The sequence below is a fragment of the Gramella sp. MT6 genome (assembly GCF_019357415.1).
Classification (GTDB): Bacteria; Bacteroidota; Bacteroidia; order Flavobacteriales; family Flavobacteriaceae; genus Christiangramia.
This window is the reverse complement of sequence record NZ_CP048410.1, coordinates 2,304,652-2,323,516: the sequence shown is the minus strand read 5'-3', so window position 1 is coordinate 2,323,516 and position 18,865 is coordinate 2,304,652. Positions and strand designations below refer to the sequence as shown.

The following is an 18,865-nucleotide window of genomic DNA, read 5'->3' as shown; positions in this document are numbered from 1 at the left end:
ATGAATACTGAACTTAACAATACTCCTCACAGGAGATATAATATACTTACCGGTGAATGGATCCTGGTTTCTCCTCACAGAACCAAAAGGCCATGGCAAGGAAAAACTGAGGAAAGTAAATCCCTTAAAAAGGAAAATTATGATCCTTCCTGCTATTTATGTCCCGGAAATACCCGGGCTGGCGGAGAAACAAATCCGGTTTATAAAGAACCCTTTTCATTCCGAAATGATTTTTCATCCTTACTCCCAGATTCACCTGAAATCGATTTTGAAGAAGGTCTTCTGAAAGCCGAAAGTGAAAGAGGTATCTGCAAAGTTGTTTGCTTCTCTCCAGATCACTCGCTTACATTACCGCTAATGGAAGTCGAAGATATTACCAAGGTGGTACAGATCTGGAAAAAGGAATATGCCGAATTAGGCTCAGCAAAGGATATAAATTACGTACAGATCTTTGAAAATAAAGGAGCCATCATGGGTTGTAGCAACCCGCATCCTCACGGGCAGATCTGGTCACAATCATCTGTACCTACAGAAGTCTTGAAAAAATCTTTAAAATTCAAAGAATATTGGGAGCACCATGGAAGAAGTATTTTATCAGATTATATAGGACAGGAACTCAAAGCAGGTGAAAGGATCCTGGATGAGAACGAGCATTTTGTTAGCCTTATTCCCTATTGGGCAGTATGGCCTTTTGAGACGATGATCATCCCGAAAAGACATCTTCAGCATATTGGTCAGTTAAACGAAGCTGAAGAAAAAGCCTATGCCGATATCATTAAGAAACTGACCATAAAATATGATAACCTTTTCGAGACCTCTTTCCCATACTCTTCAGGAATTCATCAAATACCTACTGATGAAAAAGAGTATCCAGAGTGGCATTTTCATATGAGCTTCTATCCGCCTTTACTTAGATCTGCAACGGTAAAAAAATTCATGGTAGGCTATGAAATGTTTGCAGGACCTCAACGTGACATCACCGCAGAGCAGGCGGCAGCAAGATTAAATGATCTGCCGGAAGAACACTATTCAGGTAGACTTTAAAATTCAAAAATAAATTAATAGATATAAAAAATCCGCCCTTCAAAAGAGAGCGGATTTTTTTTATATGATCGATATGGTTTTTACTTATTGTGCGAAGTATATATAAACAAATATTACCAGAGCACAGATTCCCAGACCTACGGGAAGCACATACTTCCATGGGCTTATATCAACTTGCTTGGTATGCTCAAGAACATAATCTTCTTTTCTTGGTTTCACTCTTCCAATAATATACATGATAGCGATATTCATAACGAAAAGGATCGCCATTACGTGTAGGTAATGAGGTAAAGCATCCTCTCCTACCACGAAATATTTCAGTCCTAAATAAACAAGGTAAAGCCCAACACCACTAAAAAGTGCAACTTTTGCAGCGATCGCCGGAATCTTCTTTGAAAGGTATCCAACAACCACGATCGTTAGAATCGGGATACTATAACAACCATTAACTTCCTGCAGATATCCGAAAAGTCCTTGAGGTGCATTTGCAATAAGAGGTGCGATGAACATCGATGCGATGGCGATAAAGATACCAAAGGTCTTACCCTTTTTAACCACTTCCCTTTCAGAAGCATTTGGATTAAAATGATGTTTATAAATATCGATTCCGAAGAGAGTAACAGACGAGTTCAAAGCTGAGTTAAATGAACTTAAGATCGCCCCGAAAAGAACTGCGGCAAAGAATCCAACAAGCACCGGAGGCAATACCTCGTTCACTAAAGCCGGATAAGCCTGATCTGCATTATCAAGATCTCCCTGGAACATATGCCATGCAATAATACCCGGAAGCACAACGATAATTGGACCTAATATTTTAATAAAAGCGGCCAGCATCAAACCTTTCTGACCTTCTTTAAGGTTTTTAGCGGCCAGCGCTCTTTGAATGATCGCCTGGTTTGTTCCCCAATAGAACAACTGTACCAGCATCATACCTGTAAATATGGTAGAAAATGGTACTGAAGCATCAGGACCACCAATAGAATCAAATTTTTCTGGATTAGAATCTACAAGCGTAGTCAAACCAGCGAACATATCTCCATCCCCAATAGCAATTAAGCCAAAAACAGGGATCATTAGACCACCTATGAGAAGACCAATCGCATTAATAGTATCTGAAACTGCTACCGCTTTAAGACCTCCAAAGATCGCGTAAATAGAACCTATGATTCCTATACCCCATACACAGATCCAAAGTGCAGCAGTATCGCTTACACCAAGCATTCCCGGCACATCGAACATGGTGCTGATCGCTAAACTTCCTGAGTAAAGCACAATAGGAAGAAATATGACCATATAACCTGACAGGAAAAGACCTGAAACTATAGATTTTGTGGTCCTGTCGAATCTATTCTGAAGAAATTGAGGAACTGTGGTCAAACCACCTTTTAGATAACGCGGCAATAGAAATAATGCCGTAACAACGATGGCAAGTGCGGCTAAAGTCTCCCAGGCCATTACCAGAATTCCTTCACTGTATGCCTGCCCATTCAATCCTACGATCTGTTCTGTGGAAAGGTTTGTAAGCAATACCGATCCTGCGATCACTCCTGCGGTTAAACTTCTACCACCTAAAAAATAACCATCGCTGGTGGTTTCATCGGTGGATCTGGTTGCAAAATAGGCGATTATAGCTACCAGGGCTGTAAAACCCACGAAGGATAGAATTCCAATCATAATTATTTCTTAAAATTTCGGTTAAATATAGAATTATTATTTTACAGAAAAAGCAAAAGTGATGTTGTTTTCATATAACTCACCGGGCTTTAATAAACTTGAAGGAAAGTTTCTAAAATTAGGTGCATCGGGATAATTTTGTGCTTCCAGAGCGACAGCCGGATACTTACTATCAAGCTCACTATGATATAGCCAGGTATCTGGTAATTTCTCTGGTGAGTATACTACCAGAACCGATTGATTGCTGGTCAACCTCATCTTAATACCACTAAGAGGGGCAAAAAGCTGAGCCTGAATTTCATTTTCCATCACATCCAGCACAAATACATCGTCAAGCTCACGATTACCCAGTAATTTATTCTCACGATAATCCTTAGGACTATTCTTTAATTTCGTCAGATTACCGGTAGGTAGGTTCTTATCATCCAGTTCCAGAACCTTCGAAGCATGAACCCGCATAAAGTGATCACTAACACTGCCACTCCCATTTAAATTAAAATAAGAATGGTTGGTAAGATTAACTATAGTAGTTTTATCGGTCTTCGCCGAATAGGAAATTTTTATCTCATCATTTTCGGTTAGGGTATATTTTGCTTTTACCTGAAGTCTTCCTGGATATCCCTCTTCCAGATGTTCACTGGTATAAGATAAAGTTACCGAAGGGTTTTCTCCTTCACTTACCTTCTCTACATCCCATAATCTGTACTGAAAACCTAATTCCCCTCCATGCAAATGCACTCCCTCTTCATGCTCATGAAGCTCATACTCTTCATCCTCGATTTTGAACTTACCATTAGCTATACGCCCTGCAAACCTGCCGATAGTAGCGCCAAAACATTTACACGCTGTCCTGTATTCCTCAGAAATATAATCCTCTGCATTGGCGGGACCAACAACAAGATCTATTAGTTTATCATGTTTTTCGCGCATTTTAAAGCTAAAGATCGTAGCTCCGTAATTAAGGATCTGCAACTTGCTTCCATGAGAATTTACAAGGTCTGTGATCTTAAGATCAGATTTTTGGATCTCGTTCAAGCTTATCGGTTTTTTGAATTCACCCAGGAATCAACTCTTGATTCCAAAAGGGTAAGCGGCAGAGCTCCGTCTGTAAGCACTACATCGTGGAACTCTCTTATGTCAAATTTATCTCCTAATTTCTCCCTGGCTTTTTCTCGCAGATCAAGGATCTTGTTCATCCCTATCTTGTATGCAGTTGCCTGTCCCGGCATCACAATATGGCGCTCCACCATTTTTATACAGGCACTCTCAGCCGCAGGAGTATTCTGTTTATAGTAATCTATACCTTCCTGTCTGGTCCATTTCTTAGCATGAATCCCGGTGTCCACCACAAGTCGGCATGACCTCCAAAGTTCCATGGCCAGCCTTCCAAAGTCTGAATATGGGTCTTCATAAAACCCAATTTCTTTTGGAATATATTCACTGTACAATCCCCATCCTTCCACATAGGCTGTAAAGAAGCTGAATTTTCTAAATTTCGGAATGCTATCTAATTCCTGAGCAATAGCTATTTGCATATGATGCCCGGGAATTCCTTCATGATACGCAAGAGCTTCCATTTCGTATTTCGGCATTGCATCCATATCATAAAGATTGGCATAATAGGTACCAGGCCTTGAGCCGTCTATTGCCGGCTGCTGATAAAAAGCTTTCCCTGCGCTTTTCTCACGGAAAGGCTCTACTGCTTTTACTACAATATCAGCCTCGGGCATGGTATTAAACAATTCCGGAAGCTTAGTTTTCATGGTATTAATAATATCTTTTGCCTTCTTTAGATAAGCGGCTTTACCTTCTTCGGTATTATCATAATAGAATTGTTCATCTGTTTCCATAAAATCAAAGAATTCTTCAAGTGATCCTTCGAAACCAACCTCTTCCATGATCTTTTCCATTTCCCCATGTATCCTCGCTACTTCACTCAGACCTATTTCATGGATCTCCTCTGCCGTTAGATCTGTGGTTGTAACTCGTCGCAACGCATTGTCATAGAATTTTTCACCCTTCGGAAATTTCCAAACTCCTGCTTCGTCAGTTGCTCTTTTTTGCTGATTCTGGAGAAAATCTATAAGGCTTTCATAAGCTGGTTGGACATGGTCAACTAATGCCAATTCGGCTTCATTAAGAAGACCTGTCTTTTGATCTTCAGTAATATCAAGCTTTTCGACCTTGGCACTAAAATCTTCCATCAGTGTGCTGGCTTCAGAGGCTTTTGTAAAAGGCTTTCCTTTTATGATATTCCTGGATGCATCCAAAGTTCTGTCAAAGACAAACTTAGGCGGAACAATTCCATTCTGCTCCCTAAGTTTTAGCTGTTCAATAATATCATTCATCACCTTCTCAATCCCTACCAGCCTCGAAATATATGCCTTGGCATCTGCGATTGAATCTATCCGGTGCATATTGATAAGAAAAGCAGGCAATTCTGCGTGCCAGCCATGCATTTGCTCTACCGGATAATTATAAAAACGATATTTATAATCATCAATTTCATTGGTTACCTGTCTTTTATAGAGTTCGTAACTTAATCTGGTCTCCTCGTTCAAAGTTTCTACATCTATGCTTTTGAGATGATCAAGCCGGCTTTTTGCCTGTTCCAGATCCTCGGCATATTTATTACTTGAAAAATCGTCCCACTTCCCGTAGTCGGTTTTCATACCCATACGGGTTTGCATCATCGGGCTTTCTTCAAGCTCCTGTTGGAATTCTTTTTCAAAGAACTGGTTCAACTCGGCCGAAACTTTTTCCATATCACCGGAAGAGATTTCATCCTCTCTTTTTTCATCTCCACAGGAAACTATGGCGATTCCCAGCAATGCAGGTAGTATATAATTCTTAAATTTCATCTTTCTCTTCTTCTAAAATGCTAAACTTAATGGCAGAATCACCATAAACGGTATGGGTCTGTTTCTGAAAATCTTCTTCTTCCGCTTCAAAAATATTGTCTACGAAAGTCTGCGGGTTTCTATCGATCAAAGGAAACCAGGTACTTTGAACCTGCACCTGTAGTTTATGACCTTTTTTAAAAGTATGGTTTATTCCCTGTAATGTAATATTTACGTCTGTCTTGGTATTAGGTTCAAAAGGTTGCGGATCTTCAAATCCATTTCTAAATCTACCGCGCATCACCTCGCTTCTAACCATCATATGATAATTGCTCATCTTTAGGTGTGGCATAGTCTCTTCGTAGTTCTCAGCATCGGGTGGATATACATCGATAACTTTCACCACCCAATCTGCCGCAGTTCCCGTAGTTGCTACTTTTAGCATCGCTTCAATAGGTCCTGCGATCTTCATATCTTCTTCCAGAACTTCAGTCTCGAAAACCAGTACGTCTGGCCTTCCTGCAGCGAAACGTTGATCACCGGTCATATATTCCCGTGGCGTGAAAACCATTTTGATCTCGTTATTATAAGAAACCGGTTTTTCAGGATCACTTACAAATTCCTCCTTATTATCGGTGGGCTCTTCAGTTAATCCCTGACCATCTCCCAGATACAAGACCTTAGGAGTAGTATTCTTTGGTGGCCATTCTGTATAATTATTCCATTTTCTCAGACCAGTATCATAAATATGAGCTTCGGCAAGCTTTACCTGGTCTTTGGTTTTTTTCTTTAGAAAATGATTAAAGAATTCGGTTTCATAATCTCTTTGAAAATGAGTTGAAATACTATCGCCAAAATAGACATTTCCTACACCTTGTCTACCGTTCTCTCTAGCCCAGTCACCATGGCTCCATGGACCAAAAACGATGCTGTTGTAATTATCGCTGTTCTCTTCAATGCTTTTATAGATGGCAAAGGGACCGTAAAGATCTTCCGCATCAAACAATCCTCCAACGATCATTACCGCTGGCTTGATCTTAGTATTTTTAAAATGCTGAACGATACCACGCTTTTGCCAGAAATCATCATAATTTGGATGCTCCTTTAATTGCTGCCAGAACTCGTTGTCTTCCTTATAATATTTATCAAGATTACTTAATGGCCCCTGATCCAAAAAGAACTGGTATTGATCTTCGGTTCCAAGCTTTGGAAATTCATACCATGAAGAATCTGTTGGCTTTTCATGCTGATATCCAAAAACAGCCGTCGCTCTCCAGTAACTTAAAAGGTAGGCCCCATTATGATGAAAATCATCGAAAAAGAAATCACCAATACTAGCCTGAGGAGAGGCCGCTTTTAAGGCTGGATGCCCGCTAAGCAAGGAGTAAGTTGCGTAAAATCCTGGATAAGAAATTCCCCAGGTTCCAACATTTCCATTGTTATTTTCAACGTTATTCACCAGCCACTCAATAGTATCGTAAGTATCACTGGCTTCATCTACTTCTTTTCCTTTTTTATTCGGAATATAGGCGCGCATATTATCATAGTTACCCTCGCTCATCCATCTACCTCGAACATCCTGGTAAACAATAATATTACCTTCTTTCATCATGATCTCATTAGGACCTATCTTAGACCTGAACTGATCTTCCCCGTATGGTCTGGAGCTATAGGGCGTTCTTTGCATCAAAATTGGATATTCCCGCGAGGTATCTTTAGGAGAGTAAATTGTAGTGTGGAGTTTCACACCGTCCCTCATTGGGATATCAACTTCCATTTTATTATAGTGTTCTTTTACGACATAATCCGTTTCATTTTGGGCCAGAACCGGATTTAAAATAAATATGAAAAGTATTGTAAACAGGGGGTATTTAAAGATTTTCATCAACTATGATTTTTTAAAAGTTCCTAAAGATAGAAATTAGCACTTTAAACCTAAAAGAAAATTGGATTTTAAGCTTTATCACAAAAGGATTCGTAAGATTTTCAAATTCTATTATGCATCAGGTAATGCAGATCTTCAGGATCTTTGAGTCAGATTTCTCCACAGCAAAACGGTTATCGGCGCGATGATTAATGATCCAGACTATCTCCTCCCCGGAACACAGAATCCAGGTATGTTCTTTTTCCGGAAGGGAAAACTTCTGGTCCTTAAAGAAATCACTAAGTTTCTTTTTACCATTCATTCCGAAGGGATAGAAGAAATCTCCTTTTTTCCATTTCCTAATCACTAACGGAAATTTCAGTTTTCGCTCAGGAACATATATACAACTATGTGAGGTTTGCCCAACTTTATCCACTTCATGTATATGAAAAGTCCCCATTCCAGGGATCATAGCCAGGTCCTCTTCCCTGTCCAGGTGATATTCCTTATTTCCGATCTTTTTATTATGCTCAGTAAGTAATAGTTTCTTGCGATCCTTTATTAAACGATGGGTATCTGATAAGACCATCTTTCCCGATTGGGCATCTAAAAGATCGTAAACATCATTCCATTCAGTAAATCCAAATGATTTGAGAAGCTGATATAAGATCTGTTTTTGATTCGGAACTTTTTTCAGGAAATCTATATCCAGAGAATAACCATATTTATCCTTTTCCACCAGTTTTGGATATAAAAGGCTGATATAATCTTCAACCAGGTCCAGGCTTTCCTGAAGGTGCTGCTGAGTTTTAGCAAAACTGTCCAGCAACTGCGGATTGATCTCTTCCATCACCGGAATGATCTGATGCCTGATCTTATTCCTCATATACTTATCTGAAGCATTGCTGCTATCCTCTCTCCACTTATATTTTTTATTTCTGGCATAAGTTTCGATCTCAAACCTTGAAAAACCTAGAAGGGGTCTTACTATATTATCCCTTTCATTTTTTATCCCGGTAAGACCTTCAGGCCCTGTCCCGCGGATAAGATTGATAAGAAAAGTTTCGAGATTATCATTGGCATGATGTGCCGTTAGGGTATAATCGAATTTAAGGGAGCTGCTTAGTTCAGAAAACCATTCATACCTTAGTTCCCGGGCAGCCATTTGCACTGAAATTCCAAGCTTTTCGGCGTAATTAAGGGTATCAAAACTTTCGGTATAAACTTCAACGCCCAAAGAATCGGCAAGATCTACCACAAAACTTTCATCACCATCGCTTTCATCGCCACGAAGATTGAAATTGCAATGTGCCATGGAAAAATCCAGTTTGGCTGCCTTACACAAATGTGCAAGAATCACGCTGTCCACACCTCCACTAATTGCCAGTAACAATTTCCCTCCACATAAATATGGATAGTCTGCTTTTATAAGATTCTTGAAGATTTTTTCCATTGTTTCCCAAAGATACAAAGCTGCAATTAAATTGCTTTCGGTCAAACTGAACTAAATTCCTTACAAATTGGTAAGTACCTCGCGCATCGCTTTTGCCTTTAAGATACATTCTTCATATTCCTTTTCAGGATGAGATTTAGCGGTTATGGCACCCCCTACTGAGAATGACAAATATTTATTTTCTGAATTATAAAGAATACTGCGAATTACCACGTTAAAATCGAAGTCACCGGTTGGCGTAAAATATCCTACGGCTCCACTATAAAGACCGCGTTTGGATTCCTCCAGCTTTTCGATAATTTTCATAGCAGAGATCTTGGGAGCCCCGGTCATACTCCCCATAGGAAAACTAGTGCGTAATGCTTCTACCGGAGGAATGTCTTCAGCAATCTCAGCAGTTACACTGGAAATTAGCTGATGTACCTGTTTAAAAGTATATACTTTACAAAGTTCATCCACCTTTACACTTCCTTTTTTGGCGATGCGGGAAAGGTCATTTCTTACCAAATCTACGATCATCACATTTTCAGACTGCTCTTTTGGATCATTGGCTAGTTCTGCAGCGATCCTTAAGTCCTCTTCCACATCTTCAGCCCTGCGTGCGGTTCCTTTAATTGGCTGGGATAAAAGATGATCTCCTTTTTTCTTTAAGTATCGTTCTGGGGATGCTGAAATTAGGTTAAAGTTCTCCAGTTTTAGATAGGCTGCAAAAGGCGGCGTGGAAATCTCATTTAATGATCTGTAAATATTGAAAGGATCTATATCTACATTTTCAGAATAAAATTCCTGGCAGAAGTTGGCTTCATAAATATCACCGCGATGAATATGATTGAGCATCAACTTGATCTTTTCCAGATATTCGCTTTTCGAGATCCTGGCTTCTACTTTTACAGGGGTATGTTCAGAATTTGATTCAATGGTAATATTTTGAATTTCCTCAAGATCGTCATCAATCTCATCATCTATCATTCTTAGATAATGAAATTCAACCTGATCATCTTTTATGAAAATGATCTTTTGAGGCTGAAAAAAATAAAGATCGGGAAAATGCAGTCCTTCGAAATTCTTAGAACTTAAATTCTCAACATCATTCTTGAGATCATAACTTAAATAGCCAAATATCCAGTCGGCAGTGGTTTCCTGGTATTCCTTCAGTTTATCGAATGCCTGAACATAATCGGTTTTTATAGCCGTAAAAGCTTCCACGGCAAGAATTGCCTCATATTCCCCGCTCTTTGAATCATACTCATTGCTATCCAGCCAGGCAATTTCCTGAAACTGCCTGCTCCAGGACAATAATTTCTCTTTAAATTTCTTGGGTTCTTTTACTGAAAAAACTTTGGAAGTGCGCACTTAATCTTCAATTTGATGGGCAAAGGTAGTAAGCACATCCTCAATTCCCATATCCAGAACTTCGTTTGTTAGCTTCCCATCATGAAAATTATCTTTAAATGAAGGAAGACTGAAACTTTCGATAACTTCACCCCCAAACCTTCCGAAGATATTTTTGGCGTATTCCAGCGAACTGGCAGCTCCCCGTTTTCCAGGAGAAGTACTTATTAAAAGGATCTTTTTTCCTTCTAGGAAGTTTCTATTCACTCGAGAAAGCCAGTCAATAATATTTTTAAAAAATGCCGAAGGTCCAGCGTTATGCTCATTTACTGCAATGACCAATGCATCACTTTCGGCTATTAAATTCTTGATGATGGTTGCATGTATAGGAAAACCTTGATTCTTTTCTATATCATAACTATAAATAGGCAATGGATAATCGGTTAGCTTGATTTCCTTGATCTCGTGACCCTGGATGCGGCCTAAAACATGATTCAATAATTGTTGATTAATAGAAATGCTACTATTGGAGCCTGCAAAGGCCAGGATTTTCTTCATCGGGTCAATTTTTAGCTAAAAATACCTAAAATTTATAAGTCATAATAATATGCTTTTCTTACACTCTCCGGTTTTGTAACTTTAATCCAAAATCAGCCATTTTGAAAAAACATTCTATTGAGAACGAATTCCTGAAAATATCTGTACAGGAAACCGGTGCTGAACTTTGCAGTATTCAGAATAAAGAAAATGAAAAAGAATATATCTGGCAGGCAGAACCTAATATCTGGGAAAGCCACGCACCTAACCTTTTCCCTATTATCGGCGTCATCAAAGATGGAGCTTATAAGTACGAAGGAAAAGAATATAGTGTACCGAAACATGGTTTTATAAGGCATAACGAAAAGATAAGGCTCAAGGAAAGATCTGAACACCAGCTGGTTTTTGAATTACTATATTCTCAAGAAACCCTGGAAATGTATCCTTTCAAATTTGATTTCAGGATAGCTTTTACCCTAAATCGAAAATCTCTGGAAGTAGAGCATCATATTATAAACCTTGACGAAAAACCTATTTATTTCTCTTTAGGCGGACATCCGGCCTTTAATATTCTGCATTTTGAAAATGAGAAGATCGAAGACTATTCACTAGAATTCGATAGAAAAATGGACCTGGACACTTATCTTCTTAATGAAGATGGTTTGGTAAGTTCAAAAACTAAAAGTGTTCTGAGAAATGATCAAAAGATCCAGCTGACGGAACATATTTTTGATAATGATGCCCTGATATTTAAGAATATCAAGTCTAAACATGTTGATCTTATCAGTGCTAAAAATGGAAAGATACTTTCTGTTGCCTATAAAGATTTTAAAAATCTGGGAATCTGGGCAAAGCCAGGTGCTCCTTACGTTTGTATTGAACCCTGGCTGGGGATTGCAGATGTTGAAGGAACCGATCAGGATCTAAAGAATAAGGAAGGAATAGTGAGACTTGCAGCAGAAAATGAATTCAATGCAAACTACACTATAAACATTGCCTGAGTTTTACTTCAGAAAAGCAGGTAAAACTTTGGGCTTCATGACGTACCTTTGCACGAAATTAAACCACGCACTTTGAGTTTTCAGGATTTAAATTTAAATACACCGTTACGCAATGCTCTGGAAGATCTGAATTTCCAGACTCCAACTCCTATCCAGGAACAGGCATTTTCATCTATCATGTCTGGAAGAGATGTGGTTGGAATAGCGCAAACCGGTACCGGAAAGACATTCGCATACTTACTTCCTCTTTTAAGAATGCTTAAATATTCGGAACAAAAGAATCCGCGTATTTTAATCCTGGTTCCTACCAGGGAACTGGTAGTACAGGTGGTGGAAGAAATAGAAAAAGTTGCCAAGTATATCAATGTTCGGATTTCTGGAGTCTACGGTGGAGTAAATATCAATACCCAACACCAGGATCTAATGCAGGGACAGGACATTCTTGTGGCAACTCCCAGAAGACTTTATGACCTGGTTTTAAGAAGAGCTGTTCAACTGAAATCTATCCAGAAATTCGTGATAGATGAAGTAGATGTAATGCTGGACCTTGGATTTAAATTCCAGGTGAACAACATCCTGGAATTACTTCCTCCAAACAGACAAAGCATCATGTTTTCAGCGACCATGACCGAAACGGTGGAAGAAATGATCGATGCTAATTTCAAGGCTCCAGAAAAGATATCTGTTGCCGTTAGTGGCACACCACTGGAAAATATCGAACAACGTGCCTATAAGATCGAGAACTTCAATACCAAAGCTAATCTTATGATTGAGCTTTTCCAGGATGAAGATGAATATAGAAAGGTTCTAATTTTTACCAGTGATAAAAGGTTTGCAGATAAGCTTTTTGAAAAACTGGACGATATTTTCACCAGGGATATTAGTGTGGTACACACTGGCAAAAGCCAGAATAGCCGGCTGAATAGTGTTGCTGAATTTGCTGAGGGACGCACGCGTATAATGATCGCTACAGATGTAATGGCACGTGGTCTGGATATCGAAAATGTTTCGCACGTTATAAATCTGGACACCCCAAATTATCCGGAAAATTATATGCACCGGATTGGTAGAACCGGCCGTGCAGAGAAAAAAGGTGTTGCTATAATTTTTAAGTCCGAAAAAGACGAGGAGAATTTTGATAAGATCGAAAGGCTCATGGGGATGGAAATCCCTGAACATAAAATTCCAGAGAACGTAGTTATTTCGGATGAACTTATTGATGAAGAAAAACCAAGAGCAATAGAGATCAATAATCCTCATTCAGATTCTGTGGAAGCCGGACCTGCTTTTCATGAAAAAAAGGAAAAAAATAAAAAGGTAAATCTTGGAGGATCTTACCGAAGAGAAATAGCAAAAAAATATAAGAAACCTAAAACGCGTGGCGACAAGAACGCCAACCGAAGAAGGAAAAAGTAAAGAAATATAAAAAGGAGCGCTATAGCGCTCCTTTTGCTTTTACGTCAAACTGTCCCGAAGTTTCGGGAAATTCAGCTTCTCATGAGATCCCGAAACAAGTTCAGGATGACGCTTCCATTAAATTAAATGGATATTGAATTTACTAACTTCTATTTTTCTTCTTTGCTGCTTTCGCTGCACGCTTCTCTTTCAAGCTTAATACCGGCTCTTTTTTAGCGGAATTCTTCGAAGGTGATTTTTCTTTAGACATGATTTCTATTATTAGAATTAACAGTTAAATGTAGTGATTGTTCTAATGCAAAACGGATATTTTTTTCAATCTAAATGATTAAATTTATAGGTATAATTCTCTCCCCGGTTTTTACCTGACCAAAACTAAACATCATGAAAGCTAAATTTTTCCTCTCTCTGCTGTTCATTATTTTTTCCTGTAAAAATTCAGACAAGGAACCGGAAGTGATCAGTGTTAAAGAAACTGCACAAAGTAAATACGGCTGTGCCCCGGCCCTCAACGATAAAGAATGGTATAAAAGTGACAATAAAGCACCTCTTTTTGAAGGCCTTGATGCCGTAGATTATCCTATTGAAACTGAAAATCCCGAAGCTCAGAAGTATTTTAATCAGGGATTGGTTCTGGCTTATGGTTTCAACCATGGAGAAGCAGCCAGATCATTTTACTACGCAACGAAACTGGATCCTGAATGTGCCATGTGTTATTGGGGTTTCGCGTATGTGCTTGGCCCGAACTACAACGCAGGGATGGACGATGATAATTATGAAAGAGCTTATGATGCTATTCAAAAAGCGAAAGATTTAGGCTCAGATTCAGAAAAAGAAACAGACCTTATCAATGCCATGGCTAAGCGCTATGTTAAAGAGCCTGTTGAAGACAGAAGCGATCTGGATATAGCTTACAGTGAGGCCATGAAAAAACTTCATGATAAATATCCGAAGGATGAAAACATTGCAGCAATTTATGCAGAATCATTAATGGATCTACATCCGTGGGATCTTTTTGACAAACAGGGAAAACCAAAAGAATGGACCCCAGAAATTGTTGGTCTGTTAGAAAATATTTTAAAGGAAAACCCAGAGCATCCCGGGGCCAACCATTTCTATATTCATGCGGTAGAAGCCTCTAACACACCTGAAAGAGCTAATGCTTCTGCTAAAGTTCTCGACGACGGACTAGTTTCAGGAGCTGGACACCTGGTTCATATGCCATCTCATGTTTACATTAGAACGGGGGAATATCACAAGGGAACACTAGCAAATATTAAAGCAGTACAGGCAGACAGCACGTATGTTACCAAATGTCATGCTCAGGGCGCGTATCCTCTTACACTTTATCCTCATAACTATCATTTTCTTGCTGCAACTGCAACCCTGGAAGGAAACAGTGAATGGGCTATTATTGGTGCGAATAAGCTTTCTGAAAATGTGCATCCTGAAGTAATGACCGAACCAGGCTGGGGAACTTTACAACATTATTATTCCATTCCATTATATGTTCAGGTAAAACTAGGCCGTTGGGATGAGCTTATCAATTCTGAATTCAACACCTATGATCTTTCTTATTTAAAGGCTGTAAAACATTATGCCCAGGGCATGGCTTATATGGCAAATAATGATCTTAAATCTGCCAGGAAACAGCTTAAAGAACTTGAAAAACTGGCTGATGATAAAAGTCTTGAAGAAATTACCGTTTGGGATATCAATTCGGTTTCTACATTAATGCAAATTGCTGAAAAAGTATTGAAAGGAGAGATCCTGGCCAATGAAGGTAAATATGACGAAAGTATCGCCCTATTAAAAGAAGCTGTAGAGATCGAGGATTCCCTGAATTATGATGAACCGCCGGACTGGTTCTTTTCAGTAAGGCACCACTTAGGAGCAGTACAAATTGAAGCCGGGAATTTTAAGGATGCCATTGCTACCTATGAGCAGGACCTGAAAAAACTGCCAAAAAATGGCTGGGCCCAGCATGGAATGCGCCTCGCTTATGAAAATCTGAACGATGATGCCAATGTTCAAAAGATGGATCAGCAAATAAAGCAAAGCTGGAAAGGAGCAGATATCGAAATAAACTCATCCAGGATTAAATAAAAAGGCATTCGAAAAACAGATTAAACGTCATCCTGAACTTGTTTCAGGATCTCAGCAAATTCAGTTTAGAAGCCGAAACTCCATAATTTTCAGCTATCATCTTCTCCACTGATCAATTTTTGATCGATGAAACTTTATCTAATTCTGCATCTCTTATCCAGTTCAAAATAAAAGTGGCCATTCTGCCAATTAAAAAGGTAAACCCTCCAAATAAAGGGGCCAGCAATGTTACTTTTAAACCTCCGGCGAATAAAGTGGGGTTTATATCCCCTAGAGCTTCAAAAGCATCAAAGATTTGAATTAGCCCAATGAACTGTGCAAATAAGCCTATGACCAGAGCCAGCAATCCTAGCTGATTGATCAACAGAATTGATTTTTTAAAGATGTGAGTTGGCGCACTAAGTTTCATGGCTGCACGCACCGTCAAAAACAGAACCAGTAGAAAGGAAATTAGGATCAGGCTCATTGCCAGGGGACCGCCTTCATTGATCCTTGCAAATAACTGCTCGAAAAAACCTTGTTCCTGTAAAATCATAATGCTTATGGTGATCATACTGTATCATTTTTTAATTGATAGTTTCAAATTTAGAAGAAAAAGACATGAACTTTTTCCTTTTGAGATGAATTGCAGACTTAAGCTCCTTTTCTACAGGTTTCATGCTTTTTTGATCTGAAAACTTTTTAGTTATGTAATCCAGCCTTCTAAAGTGGTAATTTGTCGCAAAAATTTTCTCCTTTCACATTTAAGTCACATTTTTATCTATTAATGAAAATCGCAGGAGCATTTATTGAATTAGGAAAGAGAATATTATTACATAGTCTGTTCTGGCTTGTGGTTCTTTTATTTTTCACCTTTTTCTTCGGCTTTGAAGGTGCAAGTTTTAAAACCATCATTATATTTTCAGCTTTCTTCCTGCCGGTTACCATCGGGACTACCTATGTATTTATCTATAGATTGATACCTAATTATCTAATTTCAAAGAGATACCTGTCTTTTACATTATACACACTAGCAGCTTTCTTAATTTCGGCATCCTATATCACCATCTCAGCTTTCTACGGAATATTTTTGACTATAGGATATGGTTATCAGGAAAACTTTCCGCTAACCAAAAGCCTTATTTATATCTTGATCAGTGTCTATCTTGTAGTCGCGATCGCTTCTGCTTTTAGCCTTCTGAAATATAATTATTCCGCAGCCGCAAAAAATGAAGAACTAAAAAACCGCATTTTGGAAGCTCAGCTCAAACTGAAAGATCAGGAACTTCAGTATTTGAAAATGCAGATACATCCACATTTTCTTTTTAATACGCTAAACACTATTTACGGGCTTAGCCTTTCCAATCACATTCAAACTTCTGAAATGATACTACAGCTTTCAGAACTTCTGGATTATATACTCTACCAGACCAAAAAACCACTGGTTAAGCTTGAGGATGAGATCAATCATATTAAGAATTATATTGATCTTGAGAAGAAACGCTTTCGGGATACTTTAAAAATAGATTTTGAATGTGATCTTATTCCTCCAGATATGGAGATCGCTCCAATGCTGCTACTTCCATTTGTTGAAAACAGTTTTAAACATGGCAGAGATAGCCGGGGTGAACTTCAAATTCACATAAAACTTAAAATTCATGATGGCCACTTGGAATTTGAGATATCGAATTCAAAATCCTCGAATATGGGAGAAGGATCCGATGGCATTGGCTTGCAAAATATTAAAAGACGACTTGATATTTTATATCCCGAAAATCATGAACTTAAGATCGAGAATACTGAATACCGTTTTAAAGTTGATCTTAAGCTATGTAATTTAAAAGATCCTGTGAATGTCGCGTAAGATAAAATGTATCATAGTCGATGACGAGCCGGTGGCTTTGGATATCCTGGAAAATCACCTTTCAAAGATCGACCATATTGAAGTTATTGGACGTTGCAAAAATGCCACGGAGGCGTTTAATATGATCAATTCTAACACCATCGACCTGATTTTTCTGGATATTAATATGCCAGGAATTTCGGGGATCTCATTCGCTAAATCCATTAACAAGGAGATCAAAATTATTTTCACTACCGCATACCGGGAATACGCCATCGAAGGTTTTGATCTTCACGCAGTAGACTACCTTTTAAAACCTATTTCTTTTGAAAGAATTCTGGATGCAGTGAATAATTTTCAACAGGTGCATTCACCTTCTAAAAGTGAAGAGAGCCAGGAAAATAAAGCAGCAAACTTCATTTTTATAAAGATCGATCGAAAAATGCATAAACTGGACTTTGATAAGATCATGTGGATAGAAAGCCTTAGCGATTACCTTAAAATTGAAACTACTGAAGGCACAAAAGTAACCAGAGAAACAATCTCCAGTATAGAATCAAAATTACCCGGATCAAAATTCATGAGGATCCATCGCTCTTTTATTATCGCCATAGATAAAATTGAATCTTATTCTAATGAAGAGGTGATCATCCAAAATAAATCCATCCCAATTAGCCGAAGTTATAAGGACCAGGTTCTGAAAATACTGGAGAAATTTCAATAATTAGCTTATCCAAAGCATATGAGAAATAGAAATTTCGAACATACCATCAACTTTACGCATTATCACAATATTACCACTACCGTTTAGCGGACCTCCGTATTTAGAAACATAAAAGACCGCATAGGTATCACAGGTAAGACTAGAAACAAAAACATATGGCTTACTAAAACTATAAAGATACTTTTCGTCCAGATCACCCGAATAACCTGCTTTTGGGGTAAGCTCCAGATCTCCTAACAACCAGGATTTTTTTATCTCTTCTGAACTTGCCTGTTTAAAATGCCTAACCATGTTCCTTAAATCTTCTTCTTGAAAATGATCTTTTAACCTTATTTCTGATACACCAACTTCCTCCCATTTTTCAAATTTTTCCAGCCCATCATAATTTTCTAAATATATTTCGAAAGGAATATATTGCCCAAGAACGAAATCGTCTTTCCCAGTCAGATAACTATTTATAGCCTGATATTCTTCAGGCAGGATCACCAGCTCTCTCCTTAACTCCTTCCGATCATACCGCGGAACAAGAACCGTCCCAATGATCTCCCAATCACCTTTTACTTTTTTTTCTATTTTCAATCTACCAAATGACCTGGAAAACCCAACTTCCTCATAAATAAACGAGTACAAACTACCGTCTTTAGATTTCTGGATCACGGGGAAGGATTGTTTGTTATAACTGGAATCACGAACTTTATATACTTTCTTTAATCTATCCTTCTCTAAACTCAAACTTTCCAAATTCCTGAATTTTTTATCAAGGCTTTCCTTTTGATTCAAACTAAAAACAGAATCTAATTTTTTATATTCTCTTTTAAGTGAACGAAAGTTTTTGAAAATTGAATCTGTATTAATCCAAAAGCAAACATTTTCGATCTTGTGAGGATCCAGTGAATGGGAAGAAAGATTTTTATTCAATAATGTATGAACTTCTTTCGAATTATAATAATCATATCCCTGTTGAATCTCCTCCTTGGATAATTGTCCGGAAGTAAATTGACAAATGAAAAAAAGCAGGATAAATAGAGGTATAAATTTGGTCATTTTCGAAT

Annotated in this window: 15 protein-coding genes; 6 read left to right on the top strand and 9 right to left on the bottom strand. The window is 38.4% G+C overall.

What is annotated here, in order from left to right:
• On the top strand, window positions 1-1,044 hold the full coding sequence (locus tag G3I01_RS10485; protein ID WP_219547608.1) for a UDP-glucose--hexose-1-phosphate uridylyltransferase: 1,044 nt from the start codon (window positions 1-3) through the stop codon (window positions 1,042-1,044).
• An 84-nt stretch (window positions 1,045-1,128) separates the two neighbouring features.
• Here G3I01_RS10485 and G3I01_RS10480 read toward each other — a convergent pair whose 3' ends face one another.
• The 7 genes from G3I01_RS10480 to G3I01_RS10450 form a co-directional block, all read right to left on the bottom strand.
• A complete protein-coding gene (locus tag G3I01_RS10480) occupies window positions 1,129-2,718 on the bottom strand; it encodes a solute:sodium symporter family transporter (RefSeq protein WP_219547606.1) in 1,590 nt (529 codons plus the stop codon).
• Window positions 2,719-2,754: 36 nt separating this feature from the next.
• Window positions 2,755-3,753: an aldose epimerase family protein gene (locus tag G3I01_RS10475; protein WP_219547604.1), complete on the bottom strand. Its 999-nt coding sequence runs from the start codon at window positions 3,751-3,753 to the stop codon at window positions 2,755-2,757.
• 2 nt (window positions 3,754-3,755) lie between these two features.
• Window positions 3,756-5,579: a DUF885 domain-containing protein gene (locus G3I01_RS10470; RefSeq protein ID WP_219547603.1), complete on the bottom strand. Its 1,824-nt coding sequence runs from the start codon at window positions 5,577-5,579 to the stop codon at window positions 3,756-3,758.
• The gene (locus G3I01_RS10465; RefSeq protein WP_219547602.1) at window positions 5,569-7,443 is read right to left on the bottom strand and encodes a CocE/NonD family hydrolase; all 1,875 of its coding nucleotides are present in this window, start codon (window positions 7,441-7,443) and stop codon (window positions 5,569-5,571) included. Before G3I01_RS10465 ends, G3I01_RS10470 begins: the two co-directional genes overlap by 11 nt.
• Window positions 7,444-7,561: 118 nt before the next feature.
• Entirely contained in the window at window positions 7,562-8,875 is a 1,314-nt protein-coding gene (gene tilS / locus G3I01_RS10460) for a tRNA lysidine(34) synthetase TilS (RefSeq protein ID WP_219547601.1), read from the bottom strand.
• Between the two features lie 60 nt (window positions 8,876-8,935).
• Window positions 8,936-10,228 carry an aminodeoxychorismate synthase component I gene (pabB, locus tag G3I01_RS10455; protein ID WP_219547600.1) on the bottom strand — a complete coding sequence of 431 codons (1,293 nt, stop codon included), beginning with the start codon at window positions 10,226-10,228 and terminating at the stop codon, window positions 8,936-8,938.
• A complete protein-coding gene (locus tag G3I01_RS10450) occupies window positions 10,229-10,765 on the bottom strand; it encodes an NAD(P)H-dependent oxidoreductase (protein WP_219547598.1) in 537 nt (178 codons plus the stop codon). It abuts the gene before it with no gap.
• Window positions 10,766-10,866: 101 nt separating this feature from the next.
• Between G3I01_RS10450 and G3I01_RS10445 the strand changes: the two genes are divergently transcribed.
• The 3 genes from G3I01_RS10445 to G3I01_RS10435 all read left to right on the top strand — a co-directional run bounded on the left by G3I01_RS10445 (window position 10,867) and on the right by G3I01_RS10435 (window position 15,267).
• Window positions 10,867-11,745 carry an aldose 1-epimerase family protein gene (locus G3I01_RS10445; RefSeq protein WP_257710561.1) on the top strand — a complete coding sequence of 293 codons (879 nt, stop codon included), beginning with the start codon at window positions 10,867-10,869 and terminating at the stop codon, window positions 11,743-11,745.
• A gap of 72 nt (window positions 11,746-11,817) precedes the next feature.
• Window positions 11,818-13,161 carry a DEAD/DEAH box helicase gene (locus G3I01_RS10440; RefSeq protein WP_219547596.1) on the top strand — a complete coding sequence of 448 codons (1,344 nt, stop codon included), beginning with the start codon at window positions 11,818-11,820 and terminating at the stop codon, window positions 13,159-13,161.
• Window positions 13,162-13,545: 384 nt separating this feature from the next.
• Entirely contained in the window at window positions 13,546-15,267 is a 1,722-nt protein-coding gene (locus G3I01_RS10435) for a hypothetical protein (protein WP_219547594.1), read from the top strand.
• Window positions 15,268-15,379: 112 nt separating this feature from the next.
• On the opposite strand, the gene G3I01_RS10430 is transcribed toward G3I01_RS10435, so the two are convergent.
• The gene (locus G3I01_RS10430) at window positions 15,380-15,820 is read right to left on the bottom strand and encodes a hypothetical protein (RefSeq protein ID WP_219547592.1); all 441 of its coding nucleotides are present in this window, start codon (window positions 15,818-15,820) and stop codon (window positions 15,380-15,382) included.
• A gap of 213 nt (window positions 15,821-16,033) precedes the next feature.
• On the opposite strand from G3I01_RS10430, the gene G3I01_RS10425 reads away from it, so the two are divergent.
• Both G3I01_RS10425 and G3I01_RS10420 read left to right on the top strand, forming a co-directional pair.
• On the top strand, window positions 16,034-17,110 hold the full coding sequence (locus G3I01_RS10425; RefSeq protein WP_219547590.1) for a histidine kinase: 1,077 nt from the start codon (window positions 16,034-16,036) through the stop codon (window positions 17,108-17,110).
• Window positions 17,100-17,813, top strand: coding sequence for a LytTR family DNA-binding domain-containing protein (locus G3I01_RS10420; protein WP_219547588.1), 714 nt, complete (start codon window positions 17,100-17,102; stop codon window positions 17,811-17,813). Before G3I01_RS10425 ends, G3I01_RS10420 begins: the two co-directional genes overlap by 11 nt.
• Here the strand turns inward: G3I01_RS10420 and G3I01_RS10415 are convergent, their stop codons facing one another.
• Window positions 17,814-18,857, bottom strand: a complete 1,044-nt coding sequence (locus G3I01_RS10415; protein WP_219547586.1) for a hypothetical protein — start codon at window positions 18,855-18,857, stop codon at window positions 17,814-17,816.
• Between the last annotated feature and the right edge of the window lie 8 nt (window positions 18,858-18,865).

Coding starts and splice junctions, on each gene's coding strand:
- G3I01_RS10430 (WP_219547592.1), bottom strand. CDS start 15,820: ATGATCACCATAAGCATTATGATTTTACAGGAACAAGGTTTTTTCGAG.
- G3I01_RS10465 (WP_219547602.1), bottom strand. CDS start 7,443: ATGAAAATCTTTAAATACCCCCTGTTTACAATACTTTTCATATTTATT.
- G3I01_RS10435 (WP_219547594.1), top strand. CDS start 13,546: ATGAAAGCTAAATTTTTCCTCTCTCTGCTGTTCATTATTTTTTCCTGT.
- G3I01_RS10425 (WP_219547590.1), top strand. CDS start 16,034: ATGAAAATCGCAGGAGCATTTATTGAATTAGGAAAGAGAATATTATTA.
- tilS (WP_219547601.1), bottom strand. CDS start 8,875: ATGGAAAAAATCTTCAAGAATCTTATAAAAGCAGACTATCCATATTTA.
- G3I01_RS10420 (WP_219547588.1), top strand. CDS start 17,100: ATGTCGCGTAAGATAAAATGTATCATAGTCGATGACGAGCCGGTGGCT.
- G3I01_RS10470 (WP_219547603.1), bottom strand. CDS start 5,579: ATGAAATTTAAGAATTATATACTACCTGCATTGCTGGGAATCGCCATA.
- G3I01_RS10450 (WP_219547598.1), bottom strand. CDS start 10,765: ATGAAGAAAATCCTGGCCTTTGCAGGCTCCAATAGTAGCATTTCTATT.
- G3I01_RS10415 (WP_219547586.1), bottom strand. CDS start 18,857: ATGACCAAATTTATACCTCTATTTATCCTGCTTTTTTTCATTTGTCAA.
- G3I01_RS10480 (WP_219547606.1), bottom strand. CDS start 2,718: ATGATTGGAATTCTATCCTTCGTGGGTTTTACAGCCCTGGTAGCTATA.
- G3I01_RS10485 (WP_219547608.1), top strand. CDS start 1: ATGAATACTGAACTTAACAATACTCCTCACAGGAGATATAATATACTT.